The sequence below is a fragment of the Nostoc sp. genome (genome assembly GCF_035638895.1).
GTDB lineage: Bacteria > Cyanobacteriota > Cyanobacteriia > Cyanobacteriales > Nostocaceae > Nostoc.
Window position 1 is genome coordinate 14962 of the sequence record NZ_DASQZC010000101.1, and the last position, 22298, is coordinate 37259.

Annotated in this window: 21 protein-coding genes; 7 read left to right on the forward strand and 14 right to left on the reverse strand. The window is 40.2% G+C overall.

Annotated elements, in window-relative coordinates:
- Positions 1–20: 20 nt before the first annotated feature.
- The gene (locus tag VE944_RS04570) at positions 21–1262 is read right to left on the reverse strand and encodes a hypothetical protein (RefSeq protein ID WP_324972934.1); all 1242 of its coding nucleotides are present in this window, start codon (positions 1260–1262) and stop codon (positions 21–23) included.
- A 371-nt stretch (positions 1263–1633) separates the two neighbouring features.
- Here VE944_RS04570 and VE944_RS04575 point away from each other — a divergent pair, with 371 nt between their 5' ends.
- Entirely contained in the window at positions 1634–1903 is a 270-nt protein-coding gene (locus VE944_RS04575) for a hypothetical protein (RefSeq protein WP_324972937.1), read from the forward strand.
- Positions 1904–1973: 70 nt separating this feature from the next.
- Here VE944_RS04575 and VE944_RS04580 read toward each other — a convergent pair whose 3' ends face one another.
- From VE944_RS04580 to VE944_RS04600, 5 genes are all read right to left on the reverse strand, one after another.
- On the reverse strand, positions 1974–2708 hold the full coding sequence (locus VE944_RS04580; RefSeq protein WP_324972941.1) for a glutathione peroxidase: 735 nt from the start codon (positions 2706–2708) through the stop codon (positions 1974–1976).
- Between the two features lie 250 nt (positions 2709–2958).
- Positions 2959–3912: an alpha/beta fold hydrolase gene (locus VE944_RS04585; RefSeq protein WP_324972944.1), complete on the reverse strand. Its 954-nt coding sequence runs from the start codon at positions 3910–3912 to the stop codon at positions 2959–2961.
- Positions 3913–3934: 22 nt separating this feature from the next.
- A complete protein-coding gene (locus tag VE944_RS04590) occupies positions 3935–4756 on the reverse strand; it encodes an SDR family oxidoreductase (protein ID WP_324972946.1) in 822 nt (273 codons plus the stop codon).
- Positions 4757–4884: 128 nt separating this feature from the next.
- Complete coding sequence (locus VE944_RS04595) at positions 4885–5370, reverse strand: glutathione peroxidase (RefSeq protein ID WP_324972951.1); 486 nt, start codon at positions 5368–5370, stop codon at positions 4885–4887.
- Between the two features lie 878 nt (positions 5371–6248).
- On the reverse strand, positions 6249–6419 hold the full coding sequence (locus tag VE944_RS04600) for a hypothetical protein (RefSeq protein WP_324972953.1): 171 nt from the start codon (positions 6417–6419) through the stop codon (positions 6249–6251).
- A 308-nt stretch (positions 6420–6727) separates the two neighbouring features.
- On the opposite strand from VE944_RS04600, the gene VE944_RS04605 reads away from it, so the two are divergent.
- Together VE944_RS04605 and VE944_RS04610 are read left to right on the forward strand one after the other, a co-directional pair.
- On the forward strand, positions 6728–8290 hold the full coding sequence (locus VE944_RS04605; RefSeq protein ID WP_324972955.1) for an ammonium transporter: 1563 nt from the start codon (positions 6728–6730) through the stop codon (positions 8288–8290).
- Positions 8291–8878: 588 nt separating this feature from the next.
- On the forward strand, positions 8879–9334 hold the full coding sequence (locus VE944_RS04610; RefSeq protein WP_324972957.1) for a DUF2141 domain-containing protein: 456 nt from the start codon (positions 8879–8881) through the stop codon (positions 9332–9334).
- A gap of 2 nt (positions 9335–9336) precedes the next feature.
- Here the strand turns inward: VE944_RS04610 and VE944_RS04615 are convergent, their stop codons facing one another.
- The 4 genes from VE944_RS04615 to VE944_RS04630 form a co-directional block, all read right to left on the reverse strand.
- Positions 9337–10491 (reverse strand): peptidoglycan-binding protein, encoded by a 1155-nt coding sequence (locus tag VE944_RS04615; RefSeq protein ID WP_324972961.1) that lies wholly within the window; start codon positions 10489–10491, stop codon positions 9337–9339.
- Between the two features lie 184 nt (positions 10492–10675).
- The gene (locus VE944_RS04620; RefSeq protein WP_324972964.1) at positions 10676–11743 is read right to left on the reverse strand and encodes a DMT family transporter; all 1068 of its coding nucleotides are present in this window, start codon (positions 11741–11743) and stop codon (positions 10676–10678) included.
- Positions 11718–11996: a hypothetical protein gene (locus VE944_RS04625; RefSeq protein ID WP_324972967.1), complete on the reverse strand. Its 279-nt coding sequence runs from the start codon at positions 11994–11996 to the stop codon at positions 11718–11720. The genes VE944_RS04620 and VE944_RS04625 overlap by 26 nt, the downstream gene beginning before the upstream one ends.
- A 490-nt stretch (positions 11997–12486) precedes the next feature.
- A complete protein-coding gene (locus tag VE944_RS04630; protein ID WP_324972971.1) occupies positions 12487–14136 on the reverse strand; it encodes a Ppx/GppA phosphatase family protein in 1650 nt (549 codons plus the stop codon).
- A gap of 318 nt (positions 14137–14454) precedes the next feature.
- On the opposite strand from VE944_RS04630, the gene VE944_RS04635 reads away from it, so the two are divergent.
- Together VE944_RS04635 and VE944_RS04640 are read left to right on the forward strand one after the other, a co-directional pair.
- The gene (locus VE944_RS04635) at positions 14455–15336 is read left to right on the forward strand and encodes a 4-hydroxybenzoate solanesyltransferase (RefSeq protein WP_324972974.1); all 882 of its coding nucleotides are present in this window, start codon (positions 14455–14457) and stop codon (positions 15334–15336) included.
- 220 nt (positions 15337–15556) lie between these two features.
- Positions 15557–16324 carry a DsbA family protein gene (locus VE944_RS04640; RefSeq protein WP_324972976.1) on the forward strand — a complete coding sequence of 256 codons (768 nt, stop codon included), beginning with the start codon at positions 15557–15559 and terminating at the stop codon, positions 16322–16324.
- A 213-nt stretch (positions 16325–16537) separates the two neighbouring features.
- Here VE944_RS04640 and VE944_RS04645 read toward each other — a convergent pair whose 3' ends face one another.
- Both VE944_RS04645 and VE944_RS04650 read right to left on the reverse strand, forming a co-directional pair.
- Positions 16538–16978: an acyl-CoA thioesterase gene (locus VE944_RS04645; RefSeq protein WP_414690097.1), complete on the reverse strand. Its 441-nt coding sequence runs from the start codon at positions 16976–16978 to the stop codon at positions 16538–16540.
- Entirely contained in the window at positions 16965–17597 is a 633-nt protein-coding gene (locus tag VE944_RS04650; protein WP_324972979.1) for a TetR/AcrR family transcriptional regulator, read from the reverse strand. Before VE944_RS04650 ends, VE944_RS04645 begins: the two co-directional genes overlap by 14 nt.
- A gap of 781 nt (positions 17598–18378) precedes the next feature.
- On the opposite strand from VE944_RS04650, the gene VE944_RS04655 reads away from it, so the two are divergent.
- Positions 18379–19176: a sulfite exporter TauE/SafE family protein gene (locus VE944_RS04655; RefSeq protein WP_324972982.1), complete on the forward strand. Its 798-nt coding sequence runs from the start codon at positions 18379–18381 to the stop codon at positions 19174–19176.
- A 43-nt stretch (positions 19177–19219) separates the two neighbouring features.
- On the opposite strand, the gene VE944_RS04660 is transcribed toward VE944_RS04655, so the two are convergent.
- Both VE944_RS04660 and VE944_RS04665 read right to left on the reverse strand, forming a co-directional pair.
- Positions 19220–20176, reverse strand: a complete 957-nt coding sequence (locus VE944_RS04660; protein WP_324972985.1) for a hypothetical protein — start codon at positions 20174–20176, stop codon at positions 19220–19222.
- Positions 20177–20391: 215 nt separating this feature from the next.
- Entirely contained in the window at positions 20392–21054 is a 663-nt protein-coding gene (locus VE944_RS04665) for a cadmium resistance transporter (RefSeq protein WP_324972987.1), read from the reverse strand.
- Between the two features lie 415 nt (positions 21055–21469).
- Here VE944_RS04665 and VE944_RS04670 point away from each other — a divergent pair, with 415 nt between their 5' ends.
- Positions 21470–22177: a cadmium resistance transporter gene (locus tag VE944_RS04670; protein WP_324972990.1), complete on the forward strand. Its 708-nt coding sequence runs from the start codon at positions 21470–21472 to the stop codon at positions 22175–22177.
- Positions 22178–22298: the final 121 nt, after the last annotated feature.

The following is a 22298-nucleotide window of genomic DNA, read 5'->3' on the forward strand; positions in this document are numbered from 1 at the left end:
AAGTTCTACAACTTCACTGATTACAAAATATTAGTATTTTGAGAAGCTCCACAATGTTTACAATAGGGTAAATGTTTATAAGTGAGATTATGACAGTTTTGACATTCAATGTCTTGATAATAACCACAGTGGGGACAGTAAGTATCAAGTTGCCGAATTTTTTTGGCGCAATTTACACAGCGTGATTTTTGGACTCGGCTAGCTGCCTGGACTTTAACATTAAAGACAACTTTTTGAAAAAACTGAATAATTCCAAAACCGATAATTGGAATCAGCAATATATAAGCATAATTTATCAGGAAAAGTAACCCACCAAAAACGGCACTAATAATATCAAATAAAAATTTAAATATTGCCCCAATTTGAAGAAATTCAAATATTTTAACGATTAGTGGGATAAAAAAGATAACTAGCAAATGCCAGCTAATTAGCGAGATGAGTCCAAATCCTCTTCGTTGGGCAAATTTGTGAACTGACAAGGCAATAAGAATCAACGGTAGAAGAAAGAGAGACTGAAAAGCAAGCTGGATACTGGGATACCAAAATGATGCCTGCTGATAGCCTTTGTCAACTTCCCGGAATTGATTATCATCTTTAAGAAAAGCTATAAAACTAATGCTTTCCTGTTTGGCAAGCAGTTCATTTTTAAGAGTAGAATTTTCTTGTTTAAGGGTAGAAATTTGGCGATTATTTTGTTCTAAGGTCTGTTTAGCTTTTTCAGCACTGACTTGATTAATTGATTGTTCACGACCCTGACCTGCAATTTTTTCTAAGAGGGTTGAGTCATATTGGGCTTTAATAGTGCGATTTGCTTGTTCAAGCGAACTAATTTTCGCTTGTTTCTGATCAATACTTCTGATGATTTGCTGCTTTTGGGGATTGTTAATTTTATCTTTGTAGTCGGCATATTGCAAACACGTTTTAGAAACCTTACCTAGATGTCCTGCTTCGGCTTGTTGATAGTTTTGCTGAAAATTGAGTTGATTATTCAGATTATCTGGCAATGAAAGCTTAACAATTTCATAGTCTTTATCTTGAGTGGTTTTTGCCCGGTAATTTTGCCACTCTGAATAACATGGATAAGCCTCGGTAGGGCTGATATGCCATCTGCTAATATCATCGAGTCCGGTAAAAACATTAATCAATATAAAAATATCAATTAAAATAATGACAATCAAACTTACTTTATTCAGTGGTTCGTTGTTGATTGTCTTTGAGTTACTAAAAAATTGACTCAAAATTCGGCGGATTCTAGCAAACATATTTTATTTTTAATAAATGAAAATTCAATTTTAGATGATAAATAGTGAAAAGCTGGACAAAAATACATTTACTCATCTAAAGATTTGTTAATTCCTGACTTGAAACTTGATACAAGTAAATAAGTGCAAATAACTAGAAGATAGTGTAAGTTACCGCCAAAAGTACGACGACTTACCAATTAAGCATGTTCTGCAAATAACCTTGCATAATCAAAGCGCTCATATTAACCACCCGACAAGAATTTGATTTAATTCGACTATGCGATTTAGATGTTTTCAGTTTAACTACGAAAACATCCAAAAAATCACTGATGCTATGGAGATAAAATTTTTACAAAATATAAGATGATAACTACTTAATTTTACTAAGTATGGGATTGATTGTGGTGGTTGTGATCATCAGCTTATCACTTGCCTTAATCAAACTGTGGTCATCTCAACCACGGGGCAAGGGTTCTAAGCCATACTTCAGTGACCCGAAAAACAGAAAACTGCAAAAACGTTTACTTATTTTACTTAATGGTGATGCGACAACAGCCGAACGATTACTTAAACAGCAGCGCCAGAGGCATCAGGGTGAATCGGATGAATGGTATTTGGAGAAAGTGATTTATGATTTGGAACGCGATCGCCGTTACTAAAATTCAATCATCAAAGGGCGATCTTTGAATACGTTGTAGGGACGCACATCTGTGCGCCCCTAGTGAAAAACTATTTAGCAGCGAAGTAGGCTTCTAATGCCTCAGAACCACCAATTAATTTACCATCGATAAACACTTGGGGAACTGTTGTCGCACCTGTAACTGCTCGTAAGGAACGTGTGGTGATATCCTTACCCAAGGTAATTTCCTCGTAGTTGATACCGTGTTCCTTAAGCATCACCTTAGCACGGGCACAGAAGGGACAACCCACTTTGGCAAACAGAGAAACTACTTCGGGCTTCACTGCTTGGGGGTTGATATATCTGAGCATTGTCTCAGCATCGGATACCTTAAAGGGATCTCCTGGCTCGTCTGGCTCAATAAACATTTGGTTAATTACACCATCTTTTACCAGCATCGAGTAGCGCCACGATCGCTTCCCAAACCCTAAGTCTGATTTGTCTACCAGCATACCCATGCCTTCAGTAAATTCACCATTACCATCGGGAATTACTGTGATATTTTCTGCCTCTTGAACTTTTGCCCATTCGTTCATCACAAAGGGATCATTGACAGAAATACAGATAATGTCATCGACACCATTTTGTTTCAAAACCCCAGCCAATTCGTTATAACCAGGGAGATGAGTTGATGAACAAGTCGGTGTATAAGCACCTGGTAAAGAGAAGACAACCACTGTCTTATTAGCAAATAATTGATCAGTTGTCACATCCACCCACTCATTGTTCAGACGGGTATGAAAAGTGACATTAGGAACTCTTTCTCCTCGGCGATTGGGGAACATAATTTTGCTTGCCTTTAGTAATCAATTCCAGTCATAACCTATCATGGCAAGTCTGGTATGATGTAACCATCAATCACCTAAAAAATTTCATTAATAAAACAGAAGTCAGAAGTCTGAATACTCTACCCATGTTGGCGCAGCATCCCCCTCTTAAGGGATGGAGTAATAACCGGAAGAATATTTGAATTTCGTTGTGCTATTAAAAGCAAGGTTTTAAACCAATATTCATTACCCATAGGACTCCACCAATTCATGCTGAATTCTGACTCCTGGGTTCTGAATTCTCCTTGATAAAGGTCGCGATCGCTGCTATAAATTCAGCAGTTGATTCATAGGGTAAAACATTGCGCCCATTTATTTTTATACCTCGACTTTGAGGCAAACACGCGAGATAGTGAGTTAAGCGTTCGTCTGGCGTTTCTTTTTTACCTTTTTGACTAATACTTGATGCAGTCTCCCCCATAACCGCTAATGTTGGTTGCTCAATAGAGGCGATAGAATTAGTATAATCCTGTCGCCAAAATCCTGCTAGAAAAGAAAACACTGCATAACGACTAGCAGGATTTTCTGCACCTGCAAGCAATGTGTTCAACCATTCTGCATCCACAGCATTCTCAGAAGCAAAAAGTTGACGAGTCGAGAAAGAATGTAAAAACTTTCGGGTGCGTGCATAGCGATAAAAAGCACTTCCAAAAGGCGAATCTAACAGATTCCAAGCAAATTTTTGCCGCCATTCTGGTGATTTATTTGTTATCAAAGCCCACGTTGGAGGCCCAGAGAGTACAAGTCTGGCAATTAAGTTTGATTGCTTTTGGACTAATGCGATCGCAACTGGTAATAAAGCACCTTGTACTACTACAATGACAGGTTTTTGCACTACTGTTTGTAAAAAGTACTGCAACTGTTCTGCCCAATCGCTAGGAGTGTAAGCCATATAAGGCATATCACTTTCGCCACATCCTAATAAATCAGGGTTATAAATTAAATTACGTTGATCTGTATTATACCATTCCCGACAGAATCGCTGCCAAAATTGCCGCGACAATCCAACGCCAATAGGATGAATTAACAGTAAGGGAATGTCTTCAGGTGTTGTATTAGTTGGTTGATGAACTTCATAGGCACAACGATAATTCCCCCAACTGTAAAACTGGCTAGGATGTGCTGTCAAATTGGTTGTGTTAGTTACAGCAGATGGTTGCATAATTCCTAGTTTTTAATACTTGCTAAAAAATTATCTGTGGATGAATTAGCTGGTATCCAGCTTCTTTAAGCTTTTCATTCGATACCAAAGCATTATATGGGCGGGTACTCTTAGTAGAAGTATCCCATATAACTTTGGGTAAATTATGTTTTTCAAATAGGCTATCTAGCAAGTCTCGACTGGTGAGATGTGCATCATCTACCAGATTATAAATCCCTTGCAAACGACGGTGACGGGCAAATTCTATCGCACCTACAATATCATCCAGGTGAATCCAATTTGTGATATCCTCGCCGCCGGGACGGGTTGTACCAGAATATCTACCAAATATTTTCAACAGTTCTCTACCAGGGCCATAAATTCCTCCTAAGCGAAAGATACAAACGCGGAGATTTTCGCTAGATGCTGATAGCAGCACATCCTCTGTTTTTCGGAGAATTTGTGCATTTAAATTAGCGGGTGCAAGGGGTGTTTCTTCATCTACCCATACACCATTTCTGTCACCATACACTGCATAGCTACCTGTGTATATTAATTGTTTTACACTCGGAACCTGCTGCAAGGATGAAACTAAAGTTTGGGCAGTTTTTAGATAAGTTTCTTCATAAAGTTCTGCGCCTTTTGCACCAACACTCAAAAGTACAACATCTTGATCGTGCAAAACTGATTTGAGACTATCTAAGTCGTTACCACGGGTAACTACAACTTTTTCAGATACTGATTTTAGTGCCGGGACACGCTCAGAGGAAGTTGTGGTTACACTGACAACAAAATCCCCCTTTTTATGCCAATATTCAGCAACTTTATAACCAACATAACCACAACCAATGATTGCAACGTTCATGACAAATTAGACACAAATAAATTAAACTACTCATTGAGAGAATATTCTCAATTAAGGGACTGGACGTAAATAAATTTACACTCTAGAGCCAAAAATCAATACCAATAGTACAACCTAATGACTAATGACTATTTAGCTAATTCTTTCTCAATTATGGCAATGATTTCTGGTGAATTTGGCTGGACACTACTATTAAATCTAGCTATCACTTCACCTTGGTTATTAACTAAAAATTTTTCAAAGTTCCAAGCAACAGTTCCCATCGGCTCAACGGCTTTAGTAAGTCTTTCATATAGTGGATGCTGCTGTGAGCCTTTGGCATGAACTTTATCGAATAGTTCAAAGGTAACACTATATTTACTCGTGCAGAATTGCACAATCTCTTCATTGCTTCCTGGTTCCTGCGCTCCAAAATCGTTACATGGGAACCCTAAAATACGTAACCCTGCTTCCCCATACTTCTGGTTCAATTTTTCTAACCCTTCGTATTGAGAAGTATAACCGCAGTAGGAAGCCACATTCACAATTAAGAGCACCTTGCCGATATACTCATTTAATTGTTTATCTTTACCGTTGATAGTCTTAACTGCGATGTCCGAAATCGTTTTACTCATCTTGAATCTGATTTATAGGGAATATTGCCAAGTTTCCCATATTACAGGTACTGTAAACCCTCTTTTTTAAGGAAATTAAGTTTGTTAGCCTTATGATTCTATTTAATTCAGGCTGTAAGCATGTATAAGAGTTTCGATAGATGTTTCTTTTAGTGATTGATGCCGAATCGGCTAGGCGATGTTTAACGACAAGCTAAGAGGTGGAGCGTCTTTGCTCAACTGCTACACCCAATCTAACAACGATAGCGATCGCCTGTGAGTTTACCTGAGTGAGAACTCTTCTGTAAATAGTTCCATCAATCCAGAGTCTCAGGATAGGCTTGTAAATCTGCGTTACTTTTAATACAAATATTCTCGCCGGGATAAATTATGAATTATCTTAAGCTTCGTGTTGAGTTTATCTCTACAACTGTTACTTTTATCAACAAGATTGGATGGTCGAGAGTGGGGACAATTTATCCGTTATTTCACTCAATGGTAGCTTCTGGATTACACCCAGTGGTTGGTTTAAAAAAGAATTACTGGTATTCAATGTAGCTTTTAAAGTAACAAACTATTGACTTTTTTATAAAAACTTAATAATATTCATAATTGTTATATCATGAAATCGGAAAATACTTACCTATAAAGGATATAAATGCTTTATTTGTTGCATTAGGAGCTATTGCCATAACAAAAGCGAGAAAATGTATTCTATGATACAGCTTTTTGGTTCGGGTAAATAGACAATCAGTCAAATTTATCTGTCTAGGCATAAATTTAGCAAGGTGAAATAGGAAGTAGTCTCATGATTTGTGTAAAGCTCCCATTATTCAGTCTTTATCTAAAACTATAACTAAGCTGCAAATTTCCATTGATCCTACCTGGGTACTAAATCACTAGTTTTTTAGTATTGTTCGTGATATTGGCTTTGCCATATTAGAAGCAGGTTTGTTCTGCCAAAGAGGCGTAGTTAATGGCTTACGAGAAAACTCAGCCGCCCTTACTGTAACCTTATTACTGCGGGGAAAAATCGGCTGTAATTGTATTGCACCTTTTTTTCTAGACATAATATTGACAATTTTTGGCAATTTCCTGAACAAAATTTATTTTTGAAAGATTAAAGATTAAGTGAAGAAGAGTTGACTGTTTCAGAACTACACCATAATTACTTAAGAATATCTAAAATAAATATTTACAGATGTGCCAAGAGTTTCTTAAACTTTTACTCAGGTAATTTGGTTTTCTGATTTTTCAACAAGTGGTCTAAAGGAAAAATATAAAAACCACTAGATTCAACTTCGGACGGTACTTCTTTCTGCTTAAACGTGTTTTTTCCCCTTTTTTAAAGAGAGTTTGGAGGATGATGTTGAAATTCATGTACAAACAAAAATCGAAAACTAAAAATAGGCGTCTGTCTGCAAAAAATTACGCTGTAAATTCACAGCCCAACTCAAAAATAAAGCTATTTAATCTAGCAATTAAGCGACTCTCTCCCAGTTGGCAAGCCTGCTTACCTTTAGCTTGTCTGATTGTGTTGGGTTGGGGTTATGCCGCAGTTGCCCAAACTCCAGCCGCAGGGCCAACAACAGCAGAACTTAAAGTTGCTCTTGATACACTGTGGGTTGCGATCGCAGCCTTTTTAGTGTTCTTCATGAACGCTGGTTTTTGTATGCTAGAAACGGGCTTTTGTCGCCAGAAAAACGCTGTCAACGTCCTTTCCAAAAACTTGATTGTATTTGCTTTATCCAGCATTGCTTTTTGGGTGATCGGTTTTGGCTTAATGTTCGGTGATGGCAACGACTTCATTGGATTGAATGGGTTTTTCTTAGGAGGAGCAGATAACAGTCCCGCCACAGGAGAAGCCTATAAAGGCGTTTTCGGTGCTATTAGTTGGGCTGGTGTACCTTTAGCTGCCAAGTTTTTATTCCAGCTAGTGTTTGCTGGAACAGCAGCAACAATCGTTTCTGGTGCAGTAGCCGAACGGATTAAGTTTGTTGATTTCCTAATTTTCAGCCTCTTACTTGTAGGTATTCTCTACCCCATTACCGGACACTGGATTTGGGGAACTGGTTGGCTAGCAGATAGAGGCTTTTGGGATTTTGCCGGTTGTACGGTGGTTCACTCCGTAGGTGGCTGGGCAGCTTTGATGGGAGCAGCATTTCTTGGGCCCCGCCTTGGTAGATATCAAGATAGGCAAGTTGTTGCTATGCCTGGTCACAACATGAGTATTGCCACTTTGGGCTGTCTGATCCTGTGGTTGGGCTGGTTTGGTTTCAACCCCGGTTCTGTGATGGCTGCCGATCCTAGTGCGATCAGTCACATTGCTGTAACCACTAACATGTCTGGTGCTGCCGGTGGAATTGCCGCCACCGTTACAGCTTGGTTATACTTAGGTAAACCAGACTTGTCAATGATTATCAATGGTATTTTGGCTGGCTTGGTTGGCGTTACAGCGTCTTGTGCTTACGTAGGCATTCCTGCTTCTTTACTCATTGGGTTGATTGCTGGAGTACTAGTAGTTTTTTCTGTAACATTCTTTGACAAACTTGGCATTGATGACCCAGTGGGAGCTACCTCAGTTCACCTAGTTTGTGGCATCTGGGGAACTCTAGCAGTGGGTCTGTGGTCAGTTGGCCCTGGTGTTTATTCTTGGTATGGTGATACACTTGGCCCAGCAAAAGGTTTATTTGCAGGTGGTGGCTTTGGACAGTTCGGTGTTCAGTTACTGGGTGTTGTCTCAGTAGGCGGCTTCACTGTCTTACTCAGTAGTATTTTTTGGCTAGCACTGAAAGCTACTTTAGGTATCAGAGTATCCAAAGAAGAGGAACTAGAAGGTTTGGATATCGGTGAACACGGTATGGAAGCTTACAGTGGATTTCTCAAAGAAGGTGATGGAACTGGATTTTCTGGAGAAGAAAGCTCAATTGGCAGATACTAAGGTAAATATTTCTTTGGTTTACTCTCTGGCATATTCCTAATATGAGTTACCAACATAGCATTAGTAGATTGAACTGATTTCGCAAAATTCTCTATCGAAGCGGGGAAAAGTAGGAGGTATAAAACCCCCTACTTTTTCAAATTTTTACATATAGCATCAGTTACCCTGCGGGAGCTTGCTACAGTCGGGGTAAAAGTCCCCTTCTGAAATGTCTTTAATTTTGAATTTTGAATATTTAACAAACAAGAGGGGTTAATTCCCCATCCCCAAAGGGAATTGCTTGTAATGAGAAAGGGGTTTAAATCCCCAGACGCTCGCAGACTCGCTAACGCTTCGCTATCTCAAAACTTAATTGCGTTAGCGACGCGCAAGGCGAGTCCGCAATGACGCGACGCAGGAGCGTCGCGTCATTGCGGATTGCGAATTGCGAATTGGTTTAACCCCTTGTCTCTTCGTTAACGCCGACTTACTTAGAAAAGTATAAAATTAAATATACCAATATACTTGCGAGTATTAACTAAATAATGCCACCATAAGTCTGGCTGATCTGAATCAAAGTTAATACTTATTTTACCTGGTGAAAAATTTATGGTTAGAGGATTGAGAGTTAGTATCCTGCTATTGGCAGTTCTGGGAAATCTGGCGTGGTCATTTAGTGCCAAGGCAAATTTTAACGGCAAACTCACCGTAGAAATTGATGGATTGAAGAATAAACAAGGACAAGTCTGTGCCAGTGTATTTGCTAGTAGTGAAGGATTTCCTAGCGATCGCGATCGCGGCTTACAAAAGCAGTGTACCAAGATTACTGACACTCCTTTACCCATTACCTTTGAGAACTTGAAAGCGGGTAGTTACGCCGTTGCTGTCTTCCACGATCAAAATAACGACGGCACTCTCAATAGCAATGTTTTTGGTATACCAAGCGAAGGCTTTGGATTTTCCAGGAACCCAGAAATTCGCACAAGAGCGGCCAAATTTAGCGAAGCAGCATTTTTAGTAGCAGGCCCAGGCACTGATATCCAAATCCAATTGAAATATTTTTAGTTTTATTCTCGTGAATCGTTGTGTGAATCTTCTGGTAGACTTTGTTGTTCAGGTAAACCACGCATTCGATTCATCTGAGTTAAAGCATATCGTGCTGTTGCTTGCACCTCGGCATCTGGGTCATTTAACGCATGATGCAACATCTGACTCATTTGACCCATCATGTCATAAACGCGCGTCAGGTCACGAATCGCATTTTGCCGCACTTGTGGACTTTCATCTTGGAGTGAAATTGCTAGGCCACGATTCATCGGTTTGAGTGTACGGATGCCAATTTCTGCCAAAGCTGCCAAAATTAAGCTGCTTTCTTGAGAATCGGCATCAATCATCAGGTCAACCAGATGCTGAATTGCCCGCGAATCTCCCTGCTGACCCAAATCCCAAATAGCTTTGCGCCGCTTCGTTGGGTCAGAACTGCGTAAGTCTTGAATTAGTTCGTCAACAATATTTAATTTAGCTAGCCGGGAAGTTTTTTCTGGTAGCAGTAACTGTGTGGGGAGTGGTGGCGTAGCTGTTTGTGGATTACTTACAGTCTCTGGAGAGGGTGATGTCATGGGTTTTTTGTTAGCTTCACTCAAACTTTTAGTCTCTAATATTTCAGGTTGCACTTGTTTACCCTGACGAAACCACTTCAGCAGGTAAACAAGTGCGCCAATACTTCCTAGAACTCCGATGGAAAATATTAACCACCAGACAAAACCCCTTTCAATTGGTTTAGGTGTTGTAGTTGGTTTGGAAGTTGCAGCAGCAGAGTTAATAATTGGAGAAGTAACTATTGAAGGAGTGACAATCTGATTTTTGGCTACCATTGCCGCTTGCAGTCCCCCCCTAGTCGCCAGACCAGCAAGACCATCTACTTTTAAACCCTTTGCTTTCTGGAATTTAATTACAGCCATTTCTGTATTGGCGTTGTACTCTCCATCTATCACGCCACTGTAGTATCCCAACTGCTTTAATTGGGTTTGTAATCTCTGCACATCTGATTTTCGACTACCATATCTCAAAACATTGGGACTAGCAGCGACTGTGGAACTAGCTTGTGCAAGTTCTAAAATTTTAGGTGCTAGGTTAGGTGTTGCTGTGCTTGCACGATTTGGGTAAAAACCCACGCAAGAAAAACAGGTAAATATCAAAATTGAGGAACGGCATAGCCTCATATTGCAAGTTTTAGCCTGAAGGTGCTTTTGAAGTATTCTTCTTCGATACCACAATACCTTCAAGATTACCAAATTACCAAATGTTAAGTGTCATTTTTTATTGGGCATTGGGCATGGGGCATTGGGCATTAGTTATTCTCCCTACTGAATTACGAATTACGAATTACGAATTACGAATTACTAGTTAGGGTAAAATTTCTCGTTCAGATTCTCTGACTGCTAAAGCTATGGGGTTTAATTTTTTAGCGGATGCTTCTAAAGCTGGTTGCTGTATATTAGCTATCTCGCCGACAGTAACTGTGTCGTTTTGCGCTGCTAAATTATCACGTTGGTTAATGAGGTAGATGCTGATTAAAGTTAGGAAAACACCCACCCACTGCAACGGACTAAGGACTTCTGAGAGAAAGAGATTGCCAAATAGTAGGGCAAAGACGGGTGTGAGAAAGGTGAGCGAACTAAGGCTGGTGAGACTGCCACTAGAGGCAAAGTAGAAAAATAATCCGTAGGCGATCGCACTGCCAAATACGGTAGCATAACCCAAAGCCACTAAATCAGATGCTCCTAGATTCTCCCATTGCTGGGATTCGATAACTGATGAAACTCCCCATAGTGGCAATCCACCCAAAATCATGTGCCATCCTGTAGCGGTTACTGGGTCAGCATGTCGGCACACAAACCGAATTAACACTGTTCCCACTGCCATTGATAGGGCTGCTAACAGCATCAACCACTCACCACTAGCAAACAAATCTTGCCAATTGCCAATTGTGATATTTGCGCCTGAGTCGAGAAAATGTAAAATCCATTCATCAGGTAAGCCGATTAAACTAATGCCTGTGACACCCAAACCTAGCCCCAGCCATCCCCAAAAACCAATGTGTTCTTGGAATAGCCACAACGACAGCAAGGCAACAGCCAAGGGTTGCGAGTCAATCATTACAGACCCTAACCCCGCACTGGTTCTAACTAATCCCTCTGCCAAAAAGCCTTGAAACAGCGTCCCATCTACTAGAGCAAATAAGGCAATCCACAACCATGCAGCCCAACCTTTCGGCTGGGGTTTACCCATGAATGCTGCTGCAATCAGAATTAACATCCCTGCTGGTATCAGACGCACACCTGCCATGAATAGTGGTGTGGTATGGGGTATCACTCCTTTCATTGCTACCATTGCCGTCCCCCATAGGAAAAAGGGGGCAATTAAGAGGAGAGGGGCGAAGGGAAGTTTAGATGCACTGAGTTTCAGTTGCATGGGTTTGCTGATGCCTTTGTTTAACAAGCGCAAAAATTGCTTTACCCAATTTTACCGAAATTATGTAGTTTTGCGTAGACATCGCTTCTGGCAGATGCTTTGCACCATCGCCTAGCGTCTCAAAAAGAAGCAAAGAATATTCCGATGTAGCTAAGGTTACATAAAATAAATAAGGACGAAAGCTTTTAATTAGAGATACAGCGCTTCCCGCTATTATGCAATACAGTTTTTCTTCTTGCCTCTCTCCTAGCATAGCTTTCAGCCTTGAGGATGATGTACCTCATAGCTGCCGCAAATGCTGTATAAGCAGTAGCTTTATATTTATAAATACTACGCTTTGATATGGATCATACCTGCCAAAGCTGAGGAATTATTGCAACAATACAACACAGGCTCTATGCTGAAGTCTGAGTATTCTCCAAAGCATAAAACTGAACAATTTAACCTGTTTAATTAAAATTTTATATAAGGATATCTAAGTTTTCCCAGCTTAGATATCCAATAGCAACATAACCTAGAGTAAATAGACTATTAACTATACATGTAATTATAGTTCTAATTTTGGTTTTTAAACTATTTTTTTAGGTAGTTTCTCAATTCATCCTAAAGGGATGATGAAACCTATATGAATTAACTGGAATTTTGAAAGCAAATGCGTAAAATACAGATAATTTGTAGTGACGCATATATGTGCGTTTATACATTTACCGGGTGCGTTAAAATACGTTAACGCACCCTACTTTCTAAGACAATTTAGCAACGTTAGACTTTTCTAAAGTCGCTACTAATTTAACTCCAAATTCTTCTTCAAACACTCCTTTTTTATAATCTAAGCTCCAAAATTCTAAAGCACAATCATCATCAGGTTTAGATGGAAAAAGCAGCAAATTGACCTGCTGAAATTGTTCATAATACTCACATTGAACTTGCGCGATCGCACCAATTTGTCGTCTATCTAATGCCACTGCCAATCTTAAAATTGCACTCAATTGACTGACCATTTGTCGCTGGTGTTTATTCAGCAAAATCTGAGAATTTTCATGTTTTTTCTTAGGCGGCGATTTGCGATGATAACGCGCTAAATTGGCTATGATTTCAATCTCAGTTTCTGTATAACCGAGTAATTCACCATTGCGAATTAGATAGTAAGAGTGCTTGTGGTGAGACGAATGGCTGACATAATGACCGCAATTGTGCAATATCGCAGCTGCCCACAGCAATTGTCGCTCGTCTGATCCCCAATGGTGTAACGTACCTTGAGTTTGGTCAAATAAACTCTGGGCAAATTTTGCCACGCGATCGCTATATTCTAAATTGACATGGTATTTATTAGCGACTTTGAGTATATTGCGTTCCCGAACTGAACTTTGGTAGCGCAGCTTATCTTCAATTAAACCGTGGGTTAGCATCCAGTCTACGATTACGCCTTCCCGCAAAGAACGCTCACAAACTGTTACCGATTCCCTACCCAAAAGGGTCATTGCTTCCTGTAATATTACTGCACCAGCGAGTATAACTTCAGCGCGCTTCTCTGGCATACCGGGAATCGCAGCCCTTTCTGAGTAACTCAGTTTCCGCAAACGATTTACCAACTCTTGCAAGTCTTTAAGACTGAACTTATAACCATTGAGAGTCGAAGGAATAACACCCGACTTTTCTCGTGCATCAATCATCGCCAGGGTTTCAATTGTGCCAGATGTACCTACCAAACGGGGAGATTCCCCAAACTCTAGGTTTGCTAGTATCTCATCCACAGAACGTTCTAACATCCCGCGTGCATAAGCTTGCAGGTATTCAAACTCAGTGTTGCTGATGGGGTCAGTGGTGATTAACTCACTAGTGAGTCGCACTGCACCAACTTTGGTACTGGTGAGAGTCCGTGCTTGGTGACTATCGCCCAAAATTAATTCTGTGGAACCACCGCCAATATCAATAATGGTATGGGGCTGGTTGTGAAATTCCATCCCCGACAGCACGCCAAGGTAGATTCGTCGCGCTTCTTCTTGACCAGAAATCAAGTCAACGCTTAAACCCAACTCCGTTTTTACTCTGTGCAAAAAATCTTTACCATTGGGGGCTTCCCGCACAGCGCTAGTTGCCACAGCAATGATTGTTTCAGCATTGATAGTTTTGGCAACTTCTTGGAAGCGTCCTAAAGCAGCGATCGCCTTTTCAATTATCTCTGGTTTTAGTTCCCCAGTCTTAAGATTGCGATCGCCTAATCTTACAGTTTCTTTTTCTCTAGCGATAATGCTGAAAGCTGGTAGTGTGGGATCAATCTTGACTACTACCATGTGTAGAGAATTTGTTCCCAGGTCAATGGCAGCAATAATCCGGTCTTGCTTAGATGGTTGAGTTGGAACACTCTCCCAGCTAGAAGCTAAATTCAGCATCTAGTTTTCTCTCTTTATAAGAAATGATGGCAAACGGTGGTATGTCGGGGTAGCTGACACCTAAGTATATTCACTCTACTGCTCTTAACCTAGTGACTATTTAAAAATATTTAAAGTTGGCACTTGAGGTTATGTTTTTACAAATAACAAATAACGTTATTCTATAGATGTAAAGAAGTGTGAATTAGGGAATAGGGAGTAGAGAGTAGGGAATAGAAACTAAAGAAAAGTTTTCTTAATACACAATCCTAAATATAATACCCTCTCCCCACTCCCCATACCCCACTCCCCACTCCCCACTCCCCACTCCCCACTCTTATGTTAAGGACGCCAGAACGCCCCCAGGAACCAGTTTGGCTTGTAATTGTCCGGCTTTTGCGCTGGCATAAACCAGAAGGACGGTTAATTTTAATGATTCCTGCCCTGTGGGCTGTGTTTTTGGCAGCTTCTGGGAAACCGCCTTTACCTCTAGTTGGTGTAATTATATTAGGTACTCTGGCTACGAGTGCTGCCGGATGTGTAGTCAATGATTTGTGGGATCGGGATATTGATCCAGAAGTAGAGAGAACACGCGATCGCCCCCTCGCTTCTCGCGCTTTATCTGTGAAAGTTGGAATTGTAGTTGCGATCGTATCCCTAGCATGTGCAGCTATCCTGGCATTTTATCTTAACCCCCTCAGTTTCTGGTTATGCGTGGCAGCAGTGCCCGTAATTTTGCTTTATCCAGGTGCAAAGCGGGTGTTTCCTGTACCGCAACTGGTGCTTTCAATTGCTTGGGGTTTCGGCGTGTTGATTAGCTGGAGTGCAGTCACACAAACCATCTCCCAACCAACTTGGTTACTTTGGGGCGCGACTGTACTGTGGACATTAGGATTTGATACAGTTTATGCTATGAGCGACAAAGAAGACGATCGCCGCATTGGTATTAATTCTAGTGCCCTATTTTTTGGGAATTATGCCCCTGTAGCTATTGGAATTTTCTTTGCTGGCACAATCTTGTTATTGGCTTGGTTAGGTGTACTCATACATCTGCACTTAGCCTTCTGGATTAGCCTTGCAGTTGCTACTATTGGATGGGTTTGGCAGTCTGTGCGATTAACACAGCAAGACTTACCTAATCCTGTTTATGGTGAAATGTTCCGACAAAACGTCTGGATTGGTTTTATTTTACTTGCTGGGATGATTGCTGGCTCTTTTTAAAATGAAGCTTATATCAAGTCCCGGTAATTAGTTATGATTTCCACAGTCATCGCACCCTACCCTCAGCCCCTCACCGCCTGCGGGGAAGGGAGACAAAGCACAGCTTTGGCGGGGTGGGGTTCTTGAGGTTTAACAAGTAATAAAGCAGACATGATATTACTCTTAAGTAGAAGCGAATACGTGTCTATAGCTGAAACAAAAAATATTTATGAGTTTTTGTATGCGTACATTCTTTGATTGTTTTACTCCCTTATTTCAGTATTTACGTACTTGGACAGCAATAAGTCTGCTAGTTTTGGTTGTCACCTGGTCATTTCCTGCACAAGCTGCTAGCCGCATTGATCCGCAGTTGGAACAGCAAGTATTACAAATTATCCGCGAACATCCACAGGCAATTATCGAATCTGTTCAAGCCTATCAACAGCAACAACAACAGAAAGTCAAGCAAGAACAGCAAGGATTTTTACAGGATTTAAAGACGAATCCTCAAACCGTGATTGGTGAATCTCCCACCACAGGTTCAACTAAAGCAAAAACTTTGCTAATAGAATTTTCAGATTTTCAATGTCCCTACTGTGCTGAGGCGCATAAAACATTGAAAGAATTGTTAGCAAAATATCCAGATAAGATAAGATTAGTTTACAAGAATTTACCGTTGATTTCAATTCATGCTGAAGCATTGCCATCTGCCACAGCAGCTTGGGCGGCATATCAGCAAGGCAAATTCTGGGAATATCATGATGCACTATTTACTAATCAAAAGCAACTAGGTCAGGCATTATATTTAGATATTGCTAAAAAACTCAATCTAGATTTGGGCAAATTTAAACGCGACCTTACTCTTGCTAATCCCGCAATTACAAAAGATATTCAACTAGCTGAGAAATTGGCTGTTTCTGGCACACCTTTTTTTGTAATTAATAGTCCAACTTTTTCAGGAGTGGTGCAGCTAGCAGATATCGAAAATATATTGACTGGTGCTAAGTAAATTAGTGTGTTTGAAAATAGCCTCTCATTGTTTCAGTAGCTAGGCGTAAATAAATTAAAGTAGTAATGACTTTAGTCCTGAGAAGCCTTGCTACAAGCCATGAATCGCTCACTACGAACTAGAATTTTATTGTATCACCTAAAAAGGCTTGCTCTAGTTCCCTCCTTTTAAGGAGGGTTAGGGAGGATAAAGTCTTAACTCAAGGGTATTACTTTAATCTTTAAAATTCTCTTTTTGATGCTCGAAATATTTCTTCTGTAATTCCTCTGGAATGGCAATAGGACGACTATTTTGTAAACTAACAAAAGCGCCTTTTTGGGTAGCTACTGCTGCTAACTTATTGTTAGATAAAATTTCAGCTTGTACAGTCCACTTCAACCGTCCTAAATTACTCAGCCATAAACGTCCAATTACTTGATCAATAATTTTTATCGGGCGTTTATATTCAATTTCAGTTCCAGCTAAAACAGGCGCATATCCTTGCTCAATTTGTTGATTGAGTTGCCAGTGTTCATCTAAAAACTTTAAACGTAAATCCTCTAGCCATCTGATATACACAATATTACTCACGATTCCCATAAAATCAATGTCGTATGTTTTTACAGGAATTTCTAATATTACTTCTAATGGTCTGTGCAAGTTATTTAGTAGCATTATTTTCTATACCTTGATTTTTGCCATACATTCTCAGGTGAGCCTCTAAATATTGATTCAGGTGATTAATGACCCTGTGCATGTGAATTGAATCTCCATAAAGCTTGCTCATCATTACTGCTCCTTCTAATGTTGCAATTATGATAGTAGCGATTTCATCAGCACTAACTTCAGGGCGAATTTCACCCTTTTTAATTCCTGCTTCAACAATTCGACGAATCAGATGCAGCCAAGAATTCATCGCTTGTTGAGCGCGTTCCCGCAACGCCGGATGAGCATCATCACTCTCCACAGCAGTATTCAGCAGTGGACACCCTCCCTTGATAGGTGGATTTTCTGCGAAGCTACTAAATACGCCAATGATTGCTTGTAGGCGTTCTACAGCGTGGCGTTTGCTTCGTAATGCAAATCTAGTATGCTGGTGGATGCGAGCGATCGCAAAGTCAAAAGCTTGTAACGCGAGATCATCTTTGCTTTGGAAGTGATTGTAAATTCCTCCTTTCTGCAATCCCGTAACACGCATGATGTCTGACATTGATGAGCCTGCATATCCTTGTTGGTTAAACAGTTCGGCTGCTTGGTAGAGAATTCTGCTTTTTGTTTCTTCGCCTTTGGACATTACAGCGATTTTTAGATGAATGGATAATAAGGGAGTGGGGAGTAGGGAGTAAGGTAATTTATTAAATTGAAAATTGCTGTAAATAAAATATTACCGACCGAATGGTTTGTTTAAAATTAGCGCGATAAGTGCTTTAAAGTCAAGTATTTCTCAAGGCTGAGTTCTTAACTACGCATTGGGCATTATTATTCTCCCCCTACCTCCCCTGCTGCCTACTCCCACTCCCCATTCCCCACTCCCCACTCCCTCTTTATCCAGATATTTCGCAAGATACAACGCGAATACGCTAGACGTTTACTCATGCTTACAAGTAAAATACGGTAAGTGCATCGCCTTACCGGCTTTTACATGTAAAACCGCAAAAAACCAGTTAGAAGTTGAATTTAGCAGAGCAATTGACCCATAAGCAGTTATCAAAGTCTGTTATCAGCTAAATGCCAGTTGTCATGCTACCAAAAACTTCCAGACAGGTTTTAAGTTGTCCAGGAATCCTCTGCCCTAACTTTTAGGTGGATAACCTTTGTGTAACTCATCCCTAGAGAAACACAATAACTTGGCATGACTAGCTCCGTCTACGGCTGGGCTATAGTTTGGCACAATTGCTGCTCTCTAGCAGTAAAGCTTTAGGTGATTTTCAGTTATAGCTGCTCGTAGTTAAGTCAGTGAACAGTTATTAAGGCTTTGTTTGGAGATTTAAACCCTATGTTGCTCACTTCATAGAAGTGGGAGACTCAACAGGACTTTGATAACTCATAACTGATTGTTGAAACCCCCGAAGAGTATGGAATATTTATTACTACCGTTCTTAAGCTTTTTTGTTGGCATCATCGTTGGTTTGACGGGAATTGGCGGAGCCTCTCTCATCACCCCCATGTTAATTTTTGTTTTTCAGGTTCCGCCTTCTATCGCTGTAAGTTCTGATGTTGTGGCTGCCACATTGATGAAGATTGTTGGTAGCGTCAAGCATTGGGAACAGAAAACCCTTGACACAACAGTTGTTAAATGGCTGGCTTTTGGGAGTGTTCCAGGCTCACTGTTCGGCGTGGGGATTTTGCACTTTCTTAAACGTACAGGTGAGTATAACCTGGATAGCATCTTGCTCCGTTTGCTTGGTGTGATGATTTTGCTAGTCACAGTATTAGCACTAGTGCAATTGCTGCTATTAACTTTTTTCCCCAAATTTAATTTACCCGAACTGCCAAAATTAGACTTAGAAACTAACTCTGGTCGGTGTGTAACAATCACTTTGGGAGCAATTTTAGGCTGTTTGGTTGGTTTAACTAGTGTCTCATCAGGTTCAATGTTTGCCCTGGTGCTGATTGGGTTTTTCCGGCTTGATGCACGGAAGTTAGTCGGTACAGATATTTCACACGCAGCAATTTTACTGCTGTTTACTGCTCTGGGCCACCTCAGCTTGGGAACAGTTGATTGGAGTCTGGTTGTACCTATATGGCTAGGCTCTGTTCCAGGGGTTTTAGTAGGCGCTAAAATCTGCCAGGTAGCTCCGCAACGCCCACTACGGTTTATCATTTATACCATCTTAATGATGGTTAGTTGGAAATTAGTTCATCAGGTTTGACAGGACTTGATAATAGAGTTTGGTTGTAAAAGTTTTTCGCTGCTCACTCACTCTCCAAAAAGACAGCACCCAAGTTAGGTGCAGCTAAATCTATTCCTCCGTTCGTTTCAGTATTCGTAGGAAAACAAGAATTAGCGACATTCAGCAGTGTTTTCGGAGTGCAAGTAACATCAGGGGCAAACAGCGAGTAGCCGTAGACCTTTTTTCCCTGTGACACGAGTTCATCGGTGCGAATCAGAAGACCTCCTAAAACTTGGTTCGGTGGAATAGTGAGTGCAGGGTTTGTGGGAATTCCACTATTATTTTTGCCAGCATTGTTCAGGAAATAATATTGTGGAATCGGGTCTTGTAATGGTGTTTTACCCCAGGTAGAAGCTGCTATCACGTAAATGGGGCCGTAGGAAGTGGGATTTCCATGTTTATCCACACTTGTAATCGCCGCAATACCGAAACCATCGTGTCCAGTAGGTAATCCACGCTCGAAGACGGTAAAGCGAATTTTATTACTTGCCTTCACAGGTCTAACAAGTACAAAGTCAACGCGCTCGATACTAGCGTTACCGTTGTAAGGTATGCCCCCTAAATTTGCACCTGTGTTAGTAAAAACGTTATCTGGGCCTGCCAAGATATTGTTGATACTAAACAGCGTTTTTTCGGGAAGTGGCCCCAAACTGAGAAAGTTAAAGGTATTGGAGGAGGAGTCGAAACTGCCTTGGTAGTAAGCTAGCTTTCTGTCATCTGTAGCAGGGTTACGGCGAATCTGCACAACAGCAGGGATGGATCTAAATGTTGTGCTGCCTTCTGTGGTGCTTAATCCTGTAATTGATTCAATTTGCCCCCCGAAGTTGAGAGTAAAAGTCTTGCCCGCAAATTCACTGTCACCTGCAACGTCAGTAATAGATATAGTAGGAAACGAAGCAGTATCAGTAGTTATTGAAGTGATATCTTGTCCGATTATCTGTGCTTGTGCTGAGGTAAAGCACAAAAACGGAGCGACCATTGAAATCAGACAAAAAATAGGTTGAATGCTTGGGCGAAAATGGATAGAATTGCACCCGATCGCAGGTTTAAGGGAGTATTGCATTACATAGCTTTCAAAAAGTCAGATTATTATATTGCTCCTAAACGTCGTATAGGTTAAGAATTGGTAAATAAAAACTTTTTCGTTGAAGATCGAATATTAATAGCAATTCTGTATTCAACATCCAACATTAATTAACTTCTCACCCAAGGTAGTAGAGTGAATGTACCTCGTTCATACATAATGAACAGACCCAAGCCAATCAACACAAAAGGTACGACAGCTTTACCGTAGCGACTTAAAATATTAGCAATGGTAGGTTGACGGCTTAAAAAATAAGCGATCGCACACCAAACCCCTATCATGATAAAAAATATACTTAGAATGACTCCCAAGCTGGTAAGATCGTGACCAGCGAACAAAGGGATATATATACTAATATTGTCGCCACCATTAGCGATCGTTACTGCCGCTACTTTATAGGTTTGGGGGTGTAAAATACTCAAAATAAAAGACAATACAGGATTACTAGGTGTAGACTGCGTAAAATCACTACTGACTGTCTGAACTGTTGTAGTTTCTTCTTTTTTAGATACTAATTGTTGAATTCCAATTGCTATTGGTAGCATTCCTAGCAATCCTATCCATTCTCGCTGTACGATTAAGCCACCAAAAAACCCTGGTAAGCTAGCGATGATAATGGCTGTGAAACCCAGATATTGACCGAGTAAGATATGCCGTCGCCGAAAATTAACATCTACTTGTGAAAAAAATATTAACAAGATAATGATGTCATCTATGTTAGTGGCGATGAAGGCAATTATCCCTTCACTGAAGGCTGTCCCTAGCTTACTCATCCTGGATTTTTAGAACCTACGATTTATCACCATACCAAATTAACCTTCTATAGGAATCGTATTTAATTTTTGAAATTATTTACGGGGGTGGGGAGTGGGGAGTAGGGAGTAGGGAATAAGGCTTTTCGATGTGTACGGAGCTTTTTTAGAAATCAAATATTAGTTTTATAGCACAACTAAGCTTTAAAATAGATAAAGTAATTATTCAAGGAATTTCAACGATTTACGAGATTTATTGCAAAAATTCAAATTTGGTGTTTGGTATTGCAGATAAACACAGATAATTTAAGGTGTGTATGTGTTGTTGAATTTCTTTATATTCTTCTGTTTGGGACGCTTCTCTACGAGAGGCTTTGCCAATGCGAACGCGGTAGCCTGCTGCAAGATAAAAGCATATCTATGTATATCTTAAAATATGAGCGAGTTAGTTACTGCAATTACTACTGGGGCAATTGCATTCATTGCCACTAACATTGATGATATTGTCATTCTATTATTGCTTTTTTCTCAAATAAATGCTACCTTTCGCCGCAGGCATATAGTTGTCGGTCAGTTTCTAGGTTTTACAGTTTTATTAATCCTTAGCCTTTCTGGTTTATTTGGTGGGTTAGTTTTATCAAAAAGCTGGATTGGATTACTTGGTTTACTACCGATTGCTATAGGTATCAGCAGCTTAGTCAATAAGGAAGAAGATGCATTGGAGGAAGTTGTAGCTACAACTGAAGAATCTGAGGCATCAAACATTACTATCCTATCTCCTCAAACATACAGCGTGGCAGCGATTACAGTTGCAAATGGTAGTGACAATATTAGTGTCTATGTGCCTTTATTTGCTAGCACTAACATAGAAACTTTTGTGATAATTATCGGATTATTTTTTCTATTGTTAGGAGTATGGTGTTATGCGGCATACAAATTAATTAACTACAGAGTAATAGCCGATGTATTGACTCGCTATGGTAATAATATTGTACCTTTTGTTCTTATAGGATTAGGCGCTTTTATTGTATTAAAAAGCGAAGCTTTGAACTTAATAAAGCTAGCTGCTAGTTGTTTCTGTTTGATGATTTTGGTGAAAAATAATGAAAGTACCGATGAAGTTGGCGAAAATTCTAGTAGATAATCAAGCCAATTTTAGATTTTTCATCAAAATCTAAAAAATCGGTTTCACGAAAAAGGATTGCTCCTTTGGTAATATAAGGTGGGCAATGCCCACCTTACAAGCTTTAACAAGTAGTGGAGGT

Excerpts from the sequence above, each read along its gene's own strand:
- VE944_RS04615 (WP_324972961.1), bottom strand. The coding sequence starts at position 10,491 with ATGAGGCTATGCCGTTCCTCAATTTTGATATTTACCTGTTTTTCTTGC.
- VE944_RS04570 (WP_324972934.1), bottom strand. The coding sequence starts at position 1,262 with ATGTTTGCTAGAATCCGCCGAATTTTGAGTCAATTTTTTAGTAACTCA.
- VE944_RS04600 (WP_324972953.1), bottom strand. The coding sequence starts at position 6,419 with ATGTCTAGAAAAAAAGGTGCAATACAATTACAGCCGATTTTTCCCCGC.
- VE944_RS04635 (WP_324972974.1), top strand. The coding sequence starts at position 14,455 with ATGTTAAGGACGCCAGAACGCCCCCAGGAACCAGTTTGGCTTGTAATT.
- VE944_RS04590 (WP_324972946.1), bottom strand. The coding sequence starts at position 4,756 with ATGAACGTTGCAATCATTGGTTGTGGTTATGTTGGTTATAAAGTTGCT.
- VE944_RS04605 (WP_324972955.1), top strand. The coding sequence starts at position 6,728 with ATGTACAAACAAAAATCGAAAACTAAAAATAGGCGTCTGTCTGCAAAA.
- VE944_RS04640 (WP_324972976.1), top strand. The coding sequence starts at position 15,557 with ATGCGTACATTCTTTGATTGTTTTACTCCCTTATTTCAGTATTTACGT.
- VE944_RS04655 (WP_324972982.1), top strand. The coding sequence starts at position 18,379 with ATGGAATATTTATTACTACCGTTCTTAAGCTTTTTTGTTGGCATCATC.
- VE944_RS04645 (WP_414690097.1), bottom strand. The coding sequence starts at position 16,978 with ATGCTACTAAATAACTTGCACAGACCATTAGAAGTAATATTAGAAATT.
- VE944_RS04665 (WP_324972987.1), bottom strand. The coding sequence starts at position 21,054 with ATGAGTAAGCTAGGGACAGCCTTCAGTGAAGGGATAATTGCCTTCATC.
- VE944_RS04595 (WP_324972951.1), bottom strand. The coding sequence starts at position 5,370 with ATGAGTAAAACGATTTCGGACATCGCAGTTAAGACTATCAACGGTAAA.
- VE944_RS04575 (WP_324972937.1), top strand. The coding sequence starts at position 1,634 with ATGGGATTGATTGTGGTGGTTGTGATCATCAGCTTATCACTTGCCTTA.
- VE944_RS04660 (WP_324972985.1), bottom strand. The coding sequence starts at position 20,176 with ATGGTCGCTCCGTTTTTGTGCTTTACCTCAGCACAAGCACAGATAATC.
- VE944_RS04650 (WP_324972979.1), bottom strand. The coding sequence starts at position 17,597 with ATGTCCAAAGGCGAAGAAACAAAAAGCAGAATTCTCTACCAAGCAGCC.
- VE944_RS04630 (WP_324972971.1), bottom strand. The coding sequence starts at position 14,136 with ATGCTGAATTTAGCTTCTAGCTGGGAGAGTGTTCCAACTCAACCATCT.
- VE944_RS04625 (WP_324972967.1), bottom strand. The coding sequence starts at position 11,996 with ATGCTAGGAGAGAGGCAAGAAGAAAAACTGTATTGCATAATAGCGGGA.
- VE944_RS04580 (WP_324972941.1), bottom strand. The coding sequence starts at position 2,708 with ATGTTCCCCAATCGCCGAGGAGAAAGAGTTCCTAATGTCACTTTTCAT.
- VE944_RS04585 (WP_324972944.1), bottom strand. The coding sequence starts at position 3,912 with ATGCAACCATCTGCTGTAACTAACACAACCAATTTGACAGCACATCCT.
- VE944_RS04670 (WP_324972990.1), top strand. The coding sequence starts at position 21,470 with ATGAGCGAGTTAGTTACTGCAATTACTACTGGGGCAATTGCATTCATT.
- VE944_RS04610 (WP_324972957.1), top strand. The coding sequence starts at position 8,879 with ATGGTTAGAGGATTGAGAGTTAGTATCCTGCTATTGGCAGTTCTGGGA.
- VE944_RS04620 (WP_324972964.1), bottom strand. The coding sequence starts at position 11,743 with ATGCAACTGAAACTCAGTGCATCTAAACTTCCCTTCGCCCCTCTCCTC.